Source organism: Sulfitobacter marinus (assembly GCF_900116285.1).
Taxonomy (GTDB): Bacteria; Pseudomonadota; Alphaproteobacteria; order Rhodobacterales; family Rhodobacteraceae; genus Sulfitobacter; species Sulfitobacter marinus.
In genome coordinates this window covers 20,276-37,387 of sequence record NZ_FPAJ01000006.1, presented here as the reverse complement: position 1 = coordinate 37,387, position 17,112 = coordinate 20,276, and the positions used below count along the sequence as shown (strand labels likewise).

Here is a 17,112-nt window from a genome sequence, read left to right as displayed (position 1 = left end):
CCTATGCATGTCATTTAATCTGTATTACAAAAAATACAGTTTGGCGAAGGAGACCCAATGCCCGTAATCGAGCTTCATGTCATGAAAGGGTATAGCGACACCGATAAATCTCGCCTTTGCGAGGCCCTGACCCACGCCGTTCGGATCGTGGTCCCTGCGCCGCCAGAGGCTGTTACTGTCATGATCCATGAGCTTGACCCCGCCGGATACATGCGCGGTGGCCAGTACCGCAAACCCGCCTCGGCTCTGCCTGATCCCGCGACTCTGGTCCGTGAGTATCTCTTTGCGATGGAAGCGCGCGATATCGACAAGGCCAGCGGGATGCTTGGCGCTGGATTTACCATGGTGTTTCCGGGCGCCGAGCCGATGACCAAACTTGAACAACTGATCGACTGGGCCGCACCCCGCTATAAATTTGTTACCAAAACCTATGAAGGTTTTGATGCGCTGCAAACGCCGGGCGACGCCGCCGTGGTGTATTGCCGTGGTACATTATCAGGTGAATGGCCGGACGGGACACCGTTTGACAGCATCCGGTTTATTGACCGGTTCGAATTAACCGACGGCCACCTCACACGGCAGGACGTCTGGAACGACATCGCAGAGACAAAGGCAAACTCATGACCCAAGATATTGACCCGATCACCCTCGCGGTTTTGGCTGGGCGCATGGAGCAGATCGCAGACGAAATGGATGCAACCCTGTTTCGCGCTGCCTTTAACCCGATTATTGCCGAAGCGCATGATGCCTCGCATGGCCTGTATCACGCTGTGTCCGGCGATACGTTGGTGCAGGGCAAATCGGGCCTGCCGATCTTTGTCGGGGTCATGTCCTTTGCCGTAAAGGCGGTGATCGACAAAGCGGCCGAGAATGGCGATCTGGAAGACGGCGATATCTATATCTTTAACGATGCCCATCTTGGCGGCACGCATCTAAGCGATATGCGCCTTGTTAGACCCTATTTTCACGATGGAAAGCTGTTTTGCTACCTCGCCTCTGTCGGCCATTGGCATGACGTGGGCGGTGCGGTGCCCGGCAACTATAATCCCGCCGCGACCGACGCTTTTCAAGAAGCGTTTGTGCTGCCGCCGGTGCGTCTGGCCAAGGCGGGAACGATCCAGACCGATATCATCGACATCCTCATGCGCAACACCCGTTTGCCGCAATCTGCTCAGGGCGATCTGAACGGTCAGCTTGGTGCGCTGGACTTGGGCGTGAAACGGCTGGATGAATTGCTTGCCGAATATGGGGCAGACACTGTGCGCGCCGCGCTTGACGCGCTTGGCGACCGGGCCGAGGTGCTGATGCGCTCGGAGCTGACGGACCTGCCTGATGGTCGCTGGGAGGCAGAGGATTTTCTCGATAATGACGGGATCACTGACGTGCCCCTCAAGATCAAAGCCGCGCTTGAGATCAGCGGTGATACCATGACGCTGGATTTTGCCGGCACCGCCGATCGCTGCGCGGGGCCGGTGAACATCGCATTGCCCACTGCCGTGGCGACCGCCTATGTCGCGATCAAACATATCTTTCCCAGCTTGCCGGCCAACGCCGGTGTCATGCGTCCGATTGATGTGATAATTCCAGACGGCTCGCTGCTCTCGGCCCCTTTCCCGGCCCCCGTAGGTGGATATACCGAAACTATTTTGCGTATGATTGATGTGATCTTTGCCGCTGCCTCAAACGCGGCACCTGATCGTGTGGTCGCCAACGCCTATGGCACGATCAACGCGCTTTCCATCTCGGGCAAGCGCGCAAATGGGCAGCCGTGGGTGATGTTCAGCTTTTACGGCGGCGGTCATGGCGGGTCGATTGAAACGGATGGCCTGAACCACGGCAACGCGCCCATTTCCACGGCAACAATCCCCCCGATGGAGATTCTGGAGGCCGCATACCCCGTCATGTTCAAGCAATGGGCCCTGCGCCCCGACAGCGCCGGTGCCGGAACGCATCGCGGCGGCATGGGGGCCACCTACGAGATTGAAGTGCTTGAGGAATCCGCGACTGCGTTTCTGTTTGGTGAACGCGGCCGCTTTGCCCCCAAGGGCGCGGCGGGGGGCGGCGATGCAGCCATGAACGTGTTTGCCTATGAACAGGACGACGGGTGGCACAATCCGCCGATGACATCGAAAATGGTGGGCATCAAGTTGCAACGCGGCCAGTCCGTACGGCTCGATACGCCCGGCGGCGGTGGTTATGGCCCCGCTGCGAACCGCGCGCCTGCCGATGTGGCGCGTGACGTCGCGGGCGGGTTGCTTACCGACACTTACGCCACAGAAACCTACGGCCCCGCTTGGAAAGAGATCTCGCTATGACCAGTACAAACCGCATGATCGGCGTCGATGTTGGCGGCACATTCACCGATATTTTCGTGCTGGACGAGGCAACGGGCATCGCCGAGGTCGCCAAAGTACCCACCACCCGTCCCGATCAATCCGGCGGTTTCCTTAGTGGGATCGGCCAACGTGTTGACGATCTATCGACCGTTTCGGTGGTGGTTCACGGCACGACAGCAGGCACCAACGCCCTGCTTGAACGCAAGGGTGCCAAGATCGGCGTTATCACCACCATGGGCCTGCGCGACGTTTTGGAAATGCGGCGCCGTGACAGGCCGCAAACATGGGGGCTTCGGGGTAATTTCTCCCCCGTGGTTGACCGCGCGCTGCGGCTAGAGGTGCCCGAACGCACCCTTGCCGATGGCACCATCCGGACGCCCGTCGATCTGGACGCCGTACGCATGGCCGCCCAGCAGTTGATTGACGACGGCTGCCTTGCCTGCGCGATCCTGTTTGCGAACAGCTATGCGAATGCCGAAAACGAACGCCTCGCCGTTGAAGCGGTGCGCGAGATTTGGCCAAACGCACATGTCTCCGCCTCCTCCGAAATTTTGCCAGAAATTCGCGAGTTTGAACGGTTTTCCACCACAGCGCTGAATGCCTACCTCCAACCTGAGGTGTCAGGCTATTTGGCAAGGTTAGAGACGGCTTTGAAGGAAGGCGGCTTTGCCGGTGAATTCATGATCGTCCAGTCAAACGGCGGCGTCATGGATGTGGATACTGCCGCCAAATTGCCCGTACGTACTGCGCTATCCGGCCCTGCGGCGGGGGTGATCGCGGCGGGGTACATCGCCCAAGCTGCGGGTTATCCCGATGTCATCACAGGCGACATGGGCGGCACGTCTTTCGACGTCAGCCTGATTGCCAAAGGTCAGTCGATGCTGTCGCCGCAAACCTCGATCGATTTCGGGATGGTTGTCCGGTCGCCTATGATCGAGATTACCACTATCGGTGCCGGTGGCGGCTCAATCGCGTGGGTCGATAAAGGCGGGTTGCTGAACATCGGCCCCGAAAGCGCAGGTTCAACACCCGGGCCCGTCGCCTATGGTCAGGGCAATACTCGTCCCACCGTGACAGATGCCAATGTGGTCTTGGGCCGGATCGATCCCGATAACCCGATCGGCGGCAAGCTCGACCGTTTGGACGTCGAAGCTGCCAAGGAAGCCATTCTGAAACATGTCGGAAAGCCCCTGAACCTTGATGCGCTTCAGGCTGCTGAGGCGATCTTGCGGGTTGCCAACAGCCGCATGGCCGGTGCGTTGCGATTAGTCTCTATTGAACGGGGTTTTGACCCTAAACGCTTTGCCTTCATGCCTTTCGGTGGGGGCGGGGCCCTGCATTCAGCGGCCATGATGAACGAGGTCGGGCTCGCCAGATCCATCGTGCCCCGCTATCCTGGTGTGACCTCTGCCATGGGCTGCGTCATCGCGGATATGCGGCAGGATTTCGTTCAAACCATCAATGCCACGCTTTCGAGCATCGACTTGCCCGGCCTCACCGGTTTTATGCAAGAGCATGTGGACAGCGGGTTTGCCACGTTGGATGCGGCCCGTACCCATTTTGAAGGGCGTGATACCGAATTTACCTTGGATATGGCCTATCTCGGGCAGACCCATACCGTATCAGTACCTTTGCCCGTCGTACTCACCGACGGCACGGTGACGCCCCCCACGGAACAAGACATCGCCGCCGCGTTTGATGCTGCATATCGCGCGACCTACGGCAGGTTGCTTGAAAACGGCACCAGACGGGTCATCAACCTGCGCTCTGCCATCACAGGTCGCCGCCCGCGGTTTGACCTCGCAACCCTGGCCCCCAAAGGTGGCAGTGTCGAGGCCGCGTTCAAAGGCGCACGCCAAGTGCATTTTGGGGATAGCTGGTATGAAACAATGCTATACAATCGGTTGGAGCTGCCCGTGGGGGCCGAAATCGCGGGGCCTGCCATCCTTGAACAGCCCGATACAACCGTGCTGATTGAACCCGGTCTGGTGGGCAAAGTTGACGCGTACGGGAACACATTGATCGAAAGGGCCGCTGAATGACCCCGTCATCAACCGCATTGCTGACCATTGATCTGCAGAACGACTTTCTGCACCCCGATGGGGCCTATGGACGTGCCGGGCAGGGGGCAGATAGTATTCTTGCGCTGCCCGACCGTATAGCGGCCCTAAAACAGGCTCTAACCCGTGCCGGAGGGACGTATATCTCGGCCCAGTTCACCTTGGTGCCGGGCAGGGATGACGAGCCTTTGATCGCGGCGCATCTGAAAAAGCTGCGCCCGTTTCTGACCAAGGGCGATTTCGCGCCGGGCAAGTTTGGCCATGCGCTGGTTGATACCCTCGCTCCCGCTGATTTCACCATTGAAAAGGTCGCTTATTCCGCCTTTTACCAAACCCGGCTCGAATACATCCTGCGCGCGATGAAGATTGATACGCTGATCATCGGCGGTATCGTCACAAATGGCGGCGTTGCCAGCACTGTGCGCGACGCACATCTGCGCAATATTCATACGGTGCTTTTGTCCGATGGCTGCGCTGCGTTTAACGCTGATGTGCATGACGCAACGCTAAAATCGCTTGGTTCAGTGACTGAAATCATGACATGTGCCGTTGCCACTGAAATGATTGGAAAAGCGACATGACCCTTCGCAAACGCTTGACCGCCCCCGATATTCTGATCGCGCCGGGTGTATATGACGGTCTGACCGCAGCCCTTGCCACCGACGCAGGGTTCGAGGCGCTGTATCTATCCGGTGCGGCGGTTGCCTATACACGTTTGGGGCGGCCCGACATCGGGCTAAGCACCGCATCGGAAATGACAGATACGATGGCCTTGATTGCGGACCGGACGGATTTGCCCGTTATCATGGATGCGGATACAGGCTTTGGCAACGCGCTGAACGCCCGCCGCACCATGCAAAGCTATGAACGGGCAGGGGCGTCCGCCCTTCAGGTCGAGGATCAGACTTATCCCAAGAAATGTGGGCATCTTTCAGATAAGTCACTGATTAAAAAAGATGAAATGTGCGGTAAGATCGCGGCTATGGCGGATGCCCGGCGTCACGACACGCTGATCATCGCCCGCACGGATGCCATTGCCGTCGAAGGGTTCGATGCGGCGATTGATCGCGCGGGCAGCTATATTGATGCCGGCGCTGACGTGCTGTTTATTGAGGCCCCTCGCGACAGTTCAGAACTGTCAAAGATCGCGGATGCCTTTAGGGGGCGGGTGCCGCTACTAGTGAACATGGTCGAAGGAGGCGCGACGCCCATATCTTCCGCAACGGCCCTGCAAGACATGGGTTTTGACATTGTGATCTTCCCCGGTGGCATTGTTCGCGCGCTCGCCAAAACCGCCGAAGATTACTATGCGAGCCTGAAAAAAGCAGGGTCTAACAAGCCGTTTTTGGACAGAATGCATGATTTTGACGGCTTGAACGCCGCGATTGGCACGCCCGAAATGCTGGCCATGGGGAAAAAATTTGATGGCAGCGCCTGACGTCGCAGCGCCGCCCGACCGCTTTGACCTTGAGGTCGAGACGCTTATCATCGGGGCGGGTGCATGTGGACTGGTCGCCGCCCTCGCGGCCCATGAGACTGACCAAGACGTTCTACTCATCGAGGCCGATGCCGTGCCGTCCGGCTCAACGGCGCTTAGCGCGGGCCTGATCCCGGCACCGGGGACCCGTTTTCAGCGCGACGCAGGTATCGATGACAGTCCAGATCTCTTTGCGCGAGACATCCAAGCTAAGGCGCATGGCGAAAATGATCCCGATCTGGTGCAGGCGATGGCCGATACCGTGGGACCGGTGATTGAATGGCTTGCCGACACGCACGGTTTGCCCTTTTCGTTGGTTGCTGATTTTGATTACCCCGGTCACAGCCGCCGCCGCATGCATGGCTTGCCTTCCCGCTCAGGCCGGGAATTGATTGATGCGTTGCGGACCCGTGTTGAGACCTTGGATATTCCCCTGATCTGCGACCGCCGCGCGACGCGGCTGTTTGCCCAAGGATCGCGGATGGCAGGCGCGCAGTTGACCCTGCCGGATGGCAGCACCGAGACGGTCGGTTGTGATCGTCTGATCCTCGCTTGCAACGGCTTCGGCGGAAACCGTGCCATGGTGTCGGAACATATGGCCGAGATCGACAACGCCATTTGGTTTGGTCATGACGGCAATAGGGGCGAGGCTGTGCAGTGGGGGCACGCGTTGGGAGCCAGAACACGCCATCTGGGCGCGTATCAGGGCCACGGTAATGTTGCCCACCCGCATGGCATTCTAATCACTTGGGCCACTGTGACCGAGGGCGGTATACAGGTGAACACCCATGGCAATCGGTTTTGGAACGAGGCCCAAGGATACTCCGAGGCCGCACGTGCTGTGTTGAAGCAACCGGATGGCATCGCTTGGGTCGTTTTCGACGCGCGGATTGCAGAGATTGCCCGCCAGTTTGAGGATTTTAAAAACGCCGAAAATCAGGGGGCTGTGTTAAACGACGAAACCTTGGACGGTTTGGCGCATAAAACCGGCTTGCCAGCGGATGCGTTGCGCGAGGCCGTCACTGACATTCCCGCAGACGGCTCTGACGCGTTCGGCAGGATGTGGGGGCTACCTGCTCTTGCCCCGCCGTTCTGCGCGGTCAAGGTGACAGGCGCGTTGTTTCACACGCAAGGGGGCCTTGAGGTTGATCCCAACACCGCCAAAGTGTGCAAAACGTCGGGCGGCGGTTTTGATAATCTATACGCCGCCGGTGGTGCGGCTTGTGGCGTGTCGGGCAAGGGGGACAGTGGCTATCTTTCGGGCAATGGCCTGCTCGCCGCTGTCACCTTGGGTTTTATCGCAGGGCGCAGGCTGTGAGAATTTCAATCACTTTACACGCAGGGGCAGCACTGGGGGACGTCATCTGATCTGTTTTGCGCCCCGAGACGTTTGACGATATTTAGCTTTGATCATCTGCAGCAAACTAGGTATGAGCATCCCACAGCGGTCCCGTAGCTCAACTGGATAGAGCACCTGACTTCTAATCAGGGGGTTGGGGGTTCGAGTCCTCCCGGGATCGCCAGTATTCATTCTACGTCGTCGTGACAGGATAACGTGGAACATTTCCCCGCGATTTAAACCCTAGCCGTGTGAAAACACCCTCAGCGTGCCAAAACTTGCCTGTTTAGCCGGAGTAAATTTGCGAGAAATCGCCTGTTCTCAATTGGCCGTGCATAATTCTGTGGCGGTGCATCGAAACCGGACATAAGGGATCATCTGGCACGGATATGTCCGGCGCTGAGTCGTTTCGGCGAGGGTCAACTTTCGCTAACTAAGGTATTGGGTTGCAATGTTAAATATGCTTGGATCTCAGGCGCAGGATTTCTCCCGCCTTACCCGCCGCAGCCTTTTGGGTGCGCTTGGCAGCTCTGTTGCTGCGATGGCGGTAACGCGCGGGGTAATGGCGCAGGATATTGCCGCTGCCGACGTCGAAGCAGTGCCTGAAAAAGCGATGTCTACGGGACCGCAAACATTCTCTTTTGAATGGCTCGACGCGCGGATGAAACAAGCATCTGAGGCGGAATATGCGCCCACCGGTGACGCACCCGAGGTCATCGAAAACCTTGATTATGATGACTACCGCAAAATCCAGTTCGATCCGAAGCGGTCGCGTTGGCAGGATGACGGTGTGTTGTTCCATTTGCACGCCTTTCACCCCGGGTGGCTGTACAAGCAAACCGTCGCCATTCACGAGGTCGTGGACGGGATGCAAACGCCGATGGGCTTTTCCACGGATGATTTCCTTTATTACGAAGACCTTGCCCCACGGGTCCCACAGCATGTCGAATTACCCGGCGTGGCTGGGTTTCGTCTGAATACGCCCCTGAACCGGGCCGATATGTTTGATGAGTTGGTCGCCTTTGTCGGGGCCTCGTATTTTCGCGCTTTGGCACGGGATAGCAGCTATGGCCTGTCGGCGCGGGGCCTTGCGATCAACACAGGGCTGGGCCGCGAAGAGGAGTTTCCACGGTTCACCGAATTTTGGCTGGAGCGGCCCACGGCAGGGCAGGAAAACGTTGTGGTTTATGCCGCGCTCGATAGCCCGTCCTGCACCGGGGCCTATCGCTTTGTCATTCGACCGGGCGCTGAAACCACCATCGACGTCACGGCCAAGCTGCATTTCCGCAAAGATATAGAACAGCTGGGCGTGGCCGCGTTGACATCGATGTTCCTGTTTGACGAAAAGAACAGCGACACATTCGACGATTACCGCCCTCAGGTCCATGACAGCAACGCGCTGATGGTTGTGCGCACCGATGGTGACGTTTTGTGGCGGCCCCTGAATAATCCGCCGCGTTTGGCCAGCACCTATTTGAACGAACCGAACCTCAAATCCTTTGGCCTGATCCAGCGCGACCGTGATTTCACCGATTACCAAGATGCAGGCGCACAGTACCAAGACCGCCCGTCCGTTTTGGTCGAACCAAAGGGCGAGTGGGGTGCCGGTGCGATACGGTTGGTTGAGATTCCGTCCGACCTTGAAGGCAATGACAATATCGTCAGCTTTTGGGTGCCGTCGGAAAAACCGCGCGCTGGCGAAAGCCGCGAGTATGCGTACCGCTTGCGGTGGGGGACACTAGGCACCAACCGTGACGGCGACCGCGCGTGGATCGTGAACACGCTAGCAGGGCAGGGCGGTACGTCGGGTGTTTCCGGGGCCAAAGCATCCTTGCGCAAGTTCGTGATCGACTTTGATGGCGGTCTGATGGCCGATCTTCCGCCTGATGCCCAGATGGAGCCTGTGGTGACCCTGTCGCACGGTAAAATCCAGCACATTGCACTGTCCAAGATCGAAAACACGACCAAGTGGCGCCTTGTGATCGACGTTGATGGCGAAAATGAACGTCTTGTGGAACTGGTTGCCCATGTCGCGGGTTTCGGTCGGAAGCTGACCGAAACATGGATTTATCAATGGATGCGAACATGAGTACCCAGAGTGCTATGAATTCACTATCCGACCTCTCGACATTCGAAATCCGCAAAGCGGCTATTTTGCGCGATGCTGCTTTGCCCGATGCCCCGATGGCGATGCCGCAACAGGTGATCGAACTGCCACGCGTCACCACCGTGGATGCTGCAGAACGCGGCTTGCGGCGGATGATGTCTGTCATCGCTCACAGCTTTGGCTTTGTGGCGCGTGGCCGCCCCTAGATGAACGCTAAATCCTTCTCGAGTAACGTGCTGTCGGCGCGGGTCTTTTCATTGGTTATGAGCATCGGCCTCGGCGCTGGTGCCGCTGCGCTGTTTTTACAGTTTGGTGCCGCGGATGGCTATCAGCTGGTCGACGGGGTGCGCGCCGCTTTGGTGTTTATTACAACGTTTTGGCTGGCTTGGGGCGCGATGCAGTCGGTCGCGGGGCTGATTACCATGCGCCGACCTGCCGCCCCGATGATAACACCGATCACCACCCGCACGGCAATCCTCATGCCCGTCTATAACGAAGATCCCGGCGCGGTTTTTGCCCGTGTGGCCGCCATGGATGACGCTATCGCGCGCCTTGGGCTGACGGATTACTTTGATTTTGCGCTCCTGTCAGATACGCAGGATGCTGCCGTGGCGGCTGAGGAGGAACGCTGGTTTGTGCATCTGTGGGAGGATCGCCAGCAAGATGCCCGCAAAGCTGGCGGTAAAGCCCAACGGTTTTTCTATCGCCGGCGCCATCGCAACACCGGGCGCAAGGCGGGCAATATTCAGGATTTCTTTGAAACCTCCGGGGCGAATTACGATTTTGCGCTGATCCTTGATGCGGACAGTTTGATGGAAGGGGCGACCATTGCGGAAATGGTGCGCCGGATGCAGGCCGCGCCAGAGTTGGGGCTGTTGCAGACCTTGCCACGGATCATCGAGGCGCGGTCCCGCTTTGGCCGTGCGATGCAATTCGCGGCGGGGTTTTACTCACCGGTATTTGCCCAAGGGCAGGCCGCAATGCAGGGGGCCACGGGGGCGTTCTGGGGTCACAATGCCTTGGTCCGTGTGCGCGCTTTTGCAGAAAGCTGTGCACTTCCTGAACTGTCTGGCCCGCCCCCCTTTGGCGGCCATATCCTGAGCCATGATTATGTCGAGGCTGCGCTTTTGGCACGTGCGGGCTGGGTGGTGCACGTTGATCCCGACCTTGACGGGTCCTTTGAGGAAGGGCCGGAAAACATGATCGACTTTGCCAAGCGCGACCGGCGTTGGTGTCAGGGAAACCTGCAACATATCCGCGTGATTTCCGCGCCGGGGTTGAAAACCTGGTCGCGGTTCGCGCTGTTCCAAGGGATCCTGAGCTATATTGCGCCGCTGTTCTGGATGATGTTCCTAGCGTCCAATTTATACGCCACGGCAACCGCGCCTGAGCCTGATTTTTTCCCTGAACCCTTCCAATTATTTCCGGTTTTCCCGTCGGATCAAACCTCAAAAGCCGTCGGTGTTGCGGTTGGTGTGTTTGGTTTGCTGGTCCTTCCCAAGGTGCTGATCCTGCTGGATGCGGTCTTGCGGGGGCGGGTGTCACAATTTGGCGGTGCGCTGACTGCCCTGCGGGGGATGCTGCGGGAATTGGTGATGTCGTCGATCAACGCACCGATCATGCTGATGTGGCAAACCCGCGCCGTGCTGCAGGTGCTCAGCGGGCGCGATGGCGGTTGGCCCGCGCAAACCCGCGGCGACGGTCGGTTGACCCTGTCCGAGGCCTTTGCCGCCGGGTGGTGGATACAAGTCTGGGGGATCGGGATCATTTTGCTGACCTATAGTTTTGCAGCCAACCTGCTGCTTTGGGTTTTGCCGATTGGTATCCCGCTGCTGTCGGCCCCTGTGGTGATTTGGTTCACGTCGCAGCCCTCGACCGGGGTGGTTTTCGCTACACCGGAGGAGTTGTCGCCGCCCCGTGTCATTGCGGATCATCATCGGATCATGGGCCAATGGGCGCAAACCCCGATTTCATTCGCGTCGCCCGCTGCGCATTCCGCGCCTGTTCCTGCTTGAAGTGTCTGCACCCATGACCCCAGTCGGCCACCCTGCGTCCGCACGCGACCCGCGTCTTGATTTCTTTCGCGGCTTGGCGCTGGTGATGATTTTCATCAACCATGTGCCGGGCAACCCGCTCGAGGTTTTTACAAACCGTACCTTCGGCTTTTCCGACGCGGCCGAGGGGTTTGTGTTTATGTCAGGCATGGCGGCTGGTTTGGCCTATCCGATGGCATTTGTACGCCTGCCGCTTTGGCGCGCCGTGGCCAAATGCTGGGGTCGCGCCTGGACGCTGTATTCGGTGCATCTGGTCATCACTATGATCAGTTTGGCGATTATGATGGGCGCGGCTTATTGGTTTGGTGCTGAAAAGATGTGGGGCATCAACAATGTCGCCCCGTGGATTGAGGCACCTGTTCAGGCCACCATCGGCATCGCCACTTTGGGGCATCAGTTCGGGTATCTGAATATCCTGCCGATGTATGCGGCTTTGCTGCTGATGACGCCGGCCATGATCTTGGTCGCGCAGCGGAATATGTGGGTCATGCTGGGCGGGTCGTTGTTGTTGTGGGTAGTTACTGGCGAAACCCGGCTGAACATCCCCGCGTTTCCCAATGCAGGCGGGTGGTTTTTTAACCCGTTTGCGTGGCAATTTCTGTTCGCGATTGGTTTGGCCACGGGGATGCGGCTGAAATCCGGCAGACGGCTTGTGCCGAATGTCGCCTGGGCGAAATGGCTGTCGCTGGCGTTTTTGATCTTTGTTCTGGCGTGGATGAAAATCGATATCGTTCAGTTCTACGGTCGGGCCGGGCTGTCGTTCCTGCGCGACCACGGGTTTCCCTTCTACATCACAAGTTTCGACAAAACCTTCCTTGCCGCGCCGCGTTTGCTGCACCTTTTGGCGCTGGTCTATTTTCTGTCGACGCAAACCTGGGTTCTGCGCCTATCGGCAAGCCGTTGGGTCTGGCCCGTTGAGTTGATGGGGCGGTTTGGCCTGGCTTGTTTCGCGCTTGGGACCGTGTTGTCTATCTTGGGCCAGTCGATCAAAGCGGCGTTGATTTACGACCCCTGGATTTTTGACATGGGATTTGTTTTCGTAGGTCTTGCGCTGCAAATGGGGTTCGCGCGGATCAAATGGCAATTGGCGCAAAAACCGGCGTGACGAAGTTAAGAAGTCAGAGCCGTTTCAAAGAATTCCGACAGTTCGGAATATGCGTTCAAGGGCAGGATTTCAGCGATGTACTGATCCGGCCGCACGATCACGATGCACCCGTTTTTCCTGTCGATGTCGCGTAGCGTGAAGATATCGGAGGAGGGATCAACGCTGAAAACTTTTTCATAATCCGTAAGCTGGTGTTTGCCCTTCCGGGGCAGCAGCAACGCGGGCAAACTGCGCAAGTCAATGTCGCGGTGCGGGGTTTGATAAATGGTCCGCAGATCAATAACGGAATCGATATCAGCGCCATCGGGCGTCACTTTGACAATGAGCGAGGATTTAGACCCTAAATAGCTGCATAGGGCCTGTAAATCGCCGTCTTCTCCAGCGAAGGCCAGAATGCGCCAGCGGCCATCCGCCTTTAACATATGCCCCAGATGCACCGGTTTTGCATCTGCGACGCGGATCACGGGTGCCGAAGGAAAACGCATGCCGACAACCAGACCTTTTGCCAGATTTTGGTGCCGTGCGTCGCTGGTCAGGGCGGAGGGGCCATAATGCACGGAGGTTCCGGCGGTAAAGCGCCCCTGTTTTTGGAAATAGCGCTGAAATTCTGCCGGATCTACGGTGTCTTGCCCGGCATCCTGCGCTGTCTTAGGCCGCGCGCTGAACATCTTGGCAAAGGCACGGTCAAAATCGATCAACTCCTGCGCGATGGCCTGACGCTCAGCCGAGTAGCTGTGCAAAAGTGAAGGGGCAGATTGCCCGCGCAACACCGACGCCAGTTTCCAGCCCAGATTAAAGGCATCGCCCATCGAGACATTCATGCCTTGCCCCGCTTTGGGGCTGTGGGTGTGACCGGCATCGCCGGCGATAAACACCCGTGGGTCGGTGCCATCGTCAGCATCATCAAACTGGTCGCACAGACGTTGGCCGATCTCGTAAACGGACCACCACGCAATTTCCTTCACCTCCAACGTATAGGGTGCCATGATCCGCTGCGCGGCGGCGATCAGTTGCGGCGCGGTGATGTTTTTCTGCGAGACGCGTTCATCCGGGTTCAGCTTGTCCAGCTCGATATACAGGCGCACAAGATAACCGCCTTCGCGCGGGATGATCAGAACGGAGCCTTCGGTGGCTGAATGGATCACGGATTTCAGTCGGATATCGGGAAAGTCTGTTTCGACCAGCACATCCATAACGCCCCATGCCTGATTGGCCGCGTCGCCGGTCAGATCGCGCCCAATCGCCCGGCGCACCCCGCTGCGCGCACCATCGCAGCCGATGACATAACGGGCATGGATTGTCTCAATGACAGGGTCCGCACCATCGGGCATATATTCAACAATCACAGTTACGGGGTATTCTGCGTCATTATCGCGGGTCAGGCTGATGAATTTGCGATCATAATGCGGCTCTAACCGACGGGGGCCCTGCCGCATCACATCAAGATAGAAATCATGCACCCGCGCTTGACTTAGGATCGCATGAGGCATTTCCGAAAGACCCGGTTCGGTGTCTTGGATGCGGCCACTGCGGGCGATGTGATCTGGCTGTGCGGGGTCTGGTTTCCAGAATGTCGTTTCATTCACCCAATAGGCTTCGCGCAGCACACGTTCGGAGAACCCGAACGCTTCGAACATCTCGACCGAGCGGCAGGCAATGCCATCGGCCTGTCCCATCTGCAAAGGGCCGGATTTCTGGTCAATAATGCAGGTCGATATATCGCTAAACGCAGATAGCTGCGCGGCAAGGGTTAGCCCGGCAGGGCCACACCCAACGATCAGAACGTCAACCCGCGCGGGCGGTGCGGAGGAATGGCCGGTGCCGGTGGGGGCTGCTACGTCTGGGTTGCCGGTGCGAAAGCCATTTAGGTGATATTGCATTAGGAACATCCAATTTAATAAGTGTACTTACTATAAGGGGTCTTTCGCGCCGACGTCAATATGGTAAGTATGCATATTAATTCGAGGTGTCACATGCCCATAAACGCCATGCCCGGCCATTTGATTCGGCGGTTGCATCAGCTTTCGACCGCCACGTTTTCCGAGCAGATGAAAGCTGCGGGTATCGATATGACGTCGGTGCAGTTCGCGGCGTTGCAGACGATCCACGAAGCGCCCGGCATCGATCAGGCGCGTCTTGCGCATCATATCGCCTATGATCGGGCCACCATTGGCGGCGTCGTTGACCGGCTGGAGCGTAAAGGCTGGGTCACCCGCAGCATCAACCCCGAGGATAAACGCGCACGGCGGGTCGCGCTGACCGGACGGGGGCGGGCGGTTTTGCAAAAGGCCGCGCCGATTATCAGCGCGTTGCAGGGGAATATCCTGAGCGGGCTGTCGGATGCGGAGTGTGCGCAGTTTATCGCATTGGCCGCCAAGGCGGTGGCGGTTGAGGGTGGGTTTGACCCGTCGCGGTGATCTGCTAACACATCTTAAATTTTTTCAAAGGCGGTAAGTATTATGTCCCAACCCCATGTCTTGATCGCTGGTGGTGGCATTGGTGGGCTGGCCCTTGCCCTTACGCTTGATCAGATTGGCGTGCGCTGCACTGTGTTTGAATCGGTGCGTGAATTGAAACCCTTGGGCGTCGGGATCAATATTCAGCCAAACGCCGTGCGGGAATTGTTTGATATGGGCATCACCGCCGCCGATCTGGATCAGGTCGGGTTGCCAGCTCGTGAATGGGCCTTGGTCGGGCAGCAGGGGCAGGAAATCTACGCCGAACCGCGTGGGACCGAGGCGGGCTATCACTGGCCGCAATATGCAGCGCATCGGGGCAAGCTGCATATGCTGATGTACGACACGCTGATCGCACGGGCGGGCCGTGATGCTGTGCAATTAGGGGCAAAGGTTACCGGATATATCCAGAATGAAGACGGGACTGTCAGCGCGCAGATCTCGCAGGCCGGTGGTCGCGAGAGCGTTGAAACAGGCACGTTGCTGATTGGGGCAGATGGTATTCATTCAGCAATCCGTGCGCAGATGCACCCCGATCAGCCGCCGATCCATTGGGGCGGCGCCTTGATGTGGCGCGGCACGACGCGGGCAAAACCCAGCCGGACGGGCTCGTCCTTTATTGGGCTGGGCACGCATCTGCAACGCATGGTGATCTATCCGATTTCGCAGGTGGATGATCAGGGCTATGCCGATATCAATTGGATCGCCGAAGTGACCTTTGACGAAACCGAAGAGCGCAAAAGCGGCTGGTACAAGCCCGCCAAAGTATCTGATTTCATCCATCATTTCGAGGGCTGGACATATGACTGGCTTGATGTACCTGCCTTACTGAACGGCGCCGAAATTGCCTATGAAAACCCGATGATCGACCGTGATCCGGTTGAAACTTGGGTCGATGGGTCTGTGGCGTTGATGGGGGACGCTGCCCACGCGATGTATCCGACCGGGTCAAACGGAGCCAGCCAAGCAATCATCGATGCCCGGACCATCGGGGTGCTGATGCTGGAACACGGTGTGACACCCGCCGCGTTGAAAGCATATGATGACGCGCTTTGTGGCCCTGTGTCAGAGCTGATCTTGCGCAACCGCGGGGCAGGGCCGTTTGGCCTGTTGAATATGGTGAATGATCGCTGCGCAGGGGTCTTTACCGACATTAATGATGTGGTCCCCGAGGAAGAGCGCAACGCCTTTATGGCAAGATACAAAGCCGCGGCTGGTTTTGCGATTGAGCAGCTGAACAATGCATCTCCTACGATTTCCCAAGGTGCCAAGGTAACGCAGTAACGGGCTGCGACATATTCTGCATCTTTCCGGCTTTTCGATTGAATTCCCCCGCGCTCCGCGCAACATTCCCGTGAAATTCAAAAACGGGGGCGGCGCAGGCTGCCAGGGGGAAGACAGACTATGGAACTTCAAGGACAGGCGGCGATTGTAACCGGCGGCGCATCTGGTTTGGGCGGTGCGACCGCTGAAATGCTGGCCAAGGCGGGTGCCAAGGTTGCGATATTTGACATGAATTCAGACATGGGAGAGGCCAAAGCCGCCGAGATCGGTGGCACCTTTTTCAAGGTAAATGTGACGGATGAAGACGCCGTGGCGACCGCGATTGCAGATGCAGAAGGCGTGCATGGCAAAGCGCGTATCTTGGTAAACTGTGCCGGCATCGGGCCACCGGCCAAGGTTGTGAGCCGCGAAGGCGCCGCGCTGCCGCTGGACAGCTTTGCCGGTGTCATCAACGTCAATCTTTTGGGGTCTTTCAACGTCTTGTCGAAATTCGCAGCGGCGCTGCACAAGGCCGACCCCATCGGGGAAGAACGCGGCGTGATCATCAACACGGCCTCGGTCGCAGCATTCGACGGGCAAATCGGACAAGCCGCCTATGCCGCGTCCAAGGGTGGGATTGTGGGCATGACCTTGCCGATTGCCCGCGAGCTGGCGCGCTATGGCATCCGCGTGATGACAATCGCACCGGGTCTGTTCCTGACGCCCCTGCTGGCCAGCCTGCCCGAAGAGGCGCAAACGTCGCTGGGCGCACAGGTGCCGTTCCCAAGCCGGTTGGGTGACCCATCGGAATACGCAAAAATGGTGGGCGCGATTATCGATAATCCAATGCTGAACGGGGAAACGATCCGTATTGATGGCGCGATCCGTATGGCACCAAAATAATATCCGTTTCCG

At 58.1% G+C, this 17,112-nt stretch carries 14 protein-coding genes and 1 tRNA gene; 14 read left to right on the top strand and 1 reads right to left on the bottom strand.

Going from position 1 to position 17,112, the window contains the following annotated elements; genetic code table 11:
• Positions 1–57 precede the first annotated feature (57 nt).
• The 11 genes from BM347_RS15225 (at position 58) to BM347_RS15175 (ending at position 12,478) form a co-directional block, all read left to right on the top strand.
• Positions 58–624: a DUF4440 domain-containing protein gene (locus BM347_RS15225; RefSeq protein WP_093917361.1), complete on the top strand. Its 567-nt coding sequence runs from the start codon at positions 58–60 to the stop codon at positions 622–624.
• Positions 621–2,315 (top strand): hydantoinase B/oxoprolinase family protein, encoded by a 1,695-nt coding sequence (locus BM347_RS15220; protein ID WP_093917360.1) that lies wholly within the window; start codon positions 621–623, stop codon positions 2,313–2,315. Before BM347_RS15225 ends, BM347_RS15220 begins: the two co-directional genes overlap by 4 nt.
• Positions 2,312–4,378 (top strand): hydantoinase/oxoprolinase family protein, encoded by a 2,067-nt coding sequence (locus tag BM347_RS15215; RefSeq protein WP_093917359.1) that lies wholly within the window; start codon positions 2,312–2,314, stop codon positions 4,376–4,378. Before BM347_RS15220 ends, BM347_RS15215 begins: the two co-directional genes overlap by 4 nt.
• Positions 4,375–4,977, top strand: coding sequence for a cysteine hydrolase family protein (locus BM347_RS15210; RefSeq protein WP_093917358.1), 603 nt, complete (start codon positions 4,375–4,377; stop codon positions 4,975–4,977). Before BM347_RS15215 ends, BM347_RS15210 begins: the two co-directional genes overlap by 4 nt.
• Positions 4,974–5,834, top strand: coding sequence for an isocitrate lyase/PEP mutase family protein (locus BM347_RS15205; protein ID WP_093917357.1), 861 nt, complete (start codon positions 4,974–4,976; stop codon positions 5,832–5,834). The genes BM347_RS15210 and BM347_RS15205 overlap by 4 nt, the downstream gene beginning before the upstream one ends.
• On the top strand, positions 5,821–7,191 hold the full coding sequence (locus BM347_RS15200) for an FAD-dependent oxidoreductase (protein ID WP_093917356.1): 1,371 nt from the start codon (positions 5,821–5,823) through the stop codon (positions 7,189–7,191). Before BM347_RS15205 ends, BM347_RS15200 begins: the two co-directional genes overlap by 14 nt.
• A gap of 128 nt (positions 7,192–7,319) precedes the next feature.
• Positions 7,320–7,396, top strand: a tRNA-Arg gene (locus BM347_RS15195).
• Positions 7,397–7,672: 276 nt separating this feature from the next.
• A complete protein-coding gene (locus tag BM347_RS15190; RefSeq protein ID WP_093917355.1) occupies positions 7,673–9,301 on the top strand; it encodes an OpgD/OpgG family glucan biosynthesis protein in 1,629 nt (542 codons plus the stop codon).
• A 14-nt stretch (positions 9,302–9,315) separates the two neighbouring features.
• Positions 9,316–9,525, top strand: coding sequence for a hypothetical protein (locus BM347_RS15185; RefSeq protein ID WP_093917354.1), 210 nt, complete (start codon positions 9,316–9,318; stop codon positions 9,523–9,525).
• Complete coding sequence (gene mdoH, locus BM347_RS15180; RefSeq protein ID WP_093917353.1) at positions 9,526–11,334, top strand: glucans biosynthesis glucosyltransferase MdoH; 1,809 nt, start codon at positions 9,526–9,528, stop codon at positions 11,332–11,334. It abuts the gene before it with no gap.
• Complete coding sequence (locus BM347_RS15175) at positions 11,237–12,478, top strand: OpgC family protein (RefSeq protein WP_139226507.1); 1,242 nt, start codon at positions 11,237–11,239, stop codon at positions 12,476–12,478. Before mdoH ends, BM347_RS15175 begins: the two co-directional genes overlap by 98 nt.
• A gap of 5 nt (positions 12,479–12,483) precedes the next feature.
• Here the strand turns inward: BM347_RS15175 and BM347_RS15170 are convergent, their stop codons facing one another.
• The gene (locus BM347_RS15170) at positions 12,484–14,358 is read right to left on the bottom strand and encodes an FAD-binding monooxygenase (protein WP_093917351.1); all 1,875 of its coding nucleotides are present in this window, start codon (positions 14,356–14,358) and stop codon (positions 12,484–12,486) included.
• 108 nt (positions 14,359–14,466) lie between these two features.
• On the opposite strand from BM347_RS15170, the gene BM347_RS15165 reads away from it, so the two are divergent.
• From BM347_RS15165 to BM347_RS15155, 3 genes are all read left to right on the top strand, one after another.
• Complete coding sequence (locus BM347_RS15165; protein WP_093917473.1) at positions 14,467–14,895, top strand: MarR family winged helix-turn-helix transcriptional regulator; 429 nt, start codon at positions 14,467–14,469, stop codon at positions 14,893–14,895.
• A gap of 42 nt (positions 14,896–14,937) precedes the next feature.
• Complete coding sequence (locus BM347_RS15160) at positions 14,938–16,218, top strand: flavin-dependent oxidoreductase (protein WP_093917350.1); 1,281 nt, start codon at positions 14,938–14,940, stop codon at positions 16,216–16,218.
• 120 nt (positions 16,219–16,338) lie between these two features.
• Positions 16,339–17,100: an SDR family NAD(P)-dependent oxidoreductase gene (locus tag BM347_RS15155; RefSeq protein WP_093917349.1), complete on the top strand. Its 762-nt coding sequence runs from the start codon at positions 16,339–16,341 to the stop codon at positions 17,098–17,100.
• The last annotated feature ends 12 nt before the right edge of the window (positions 17,101–17,112 follow it).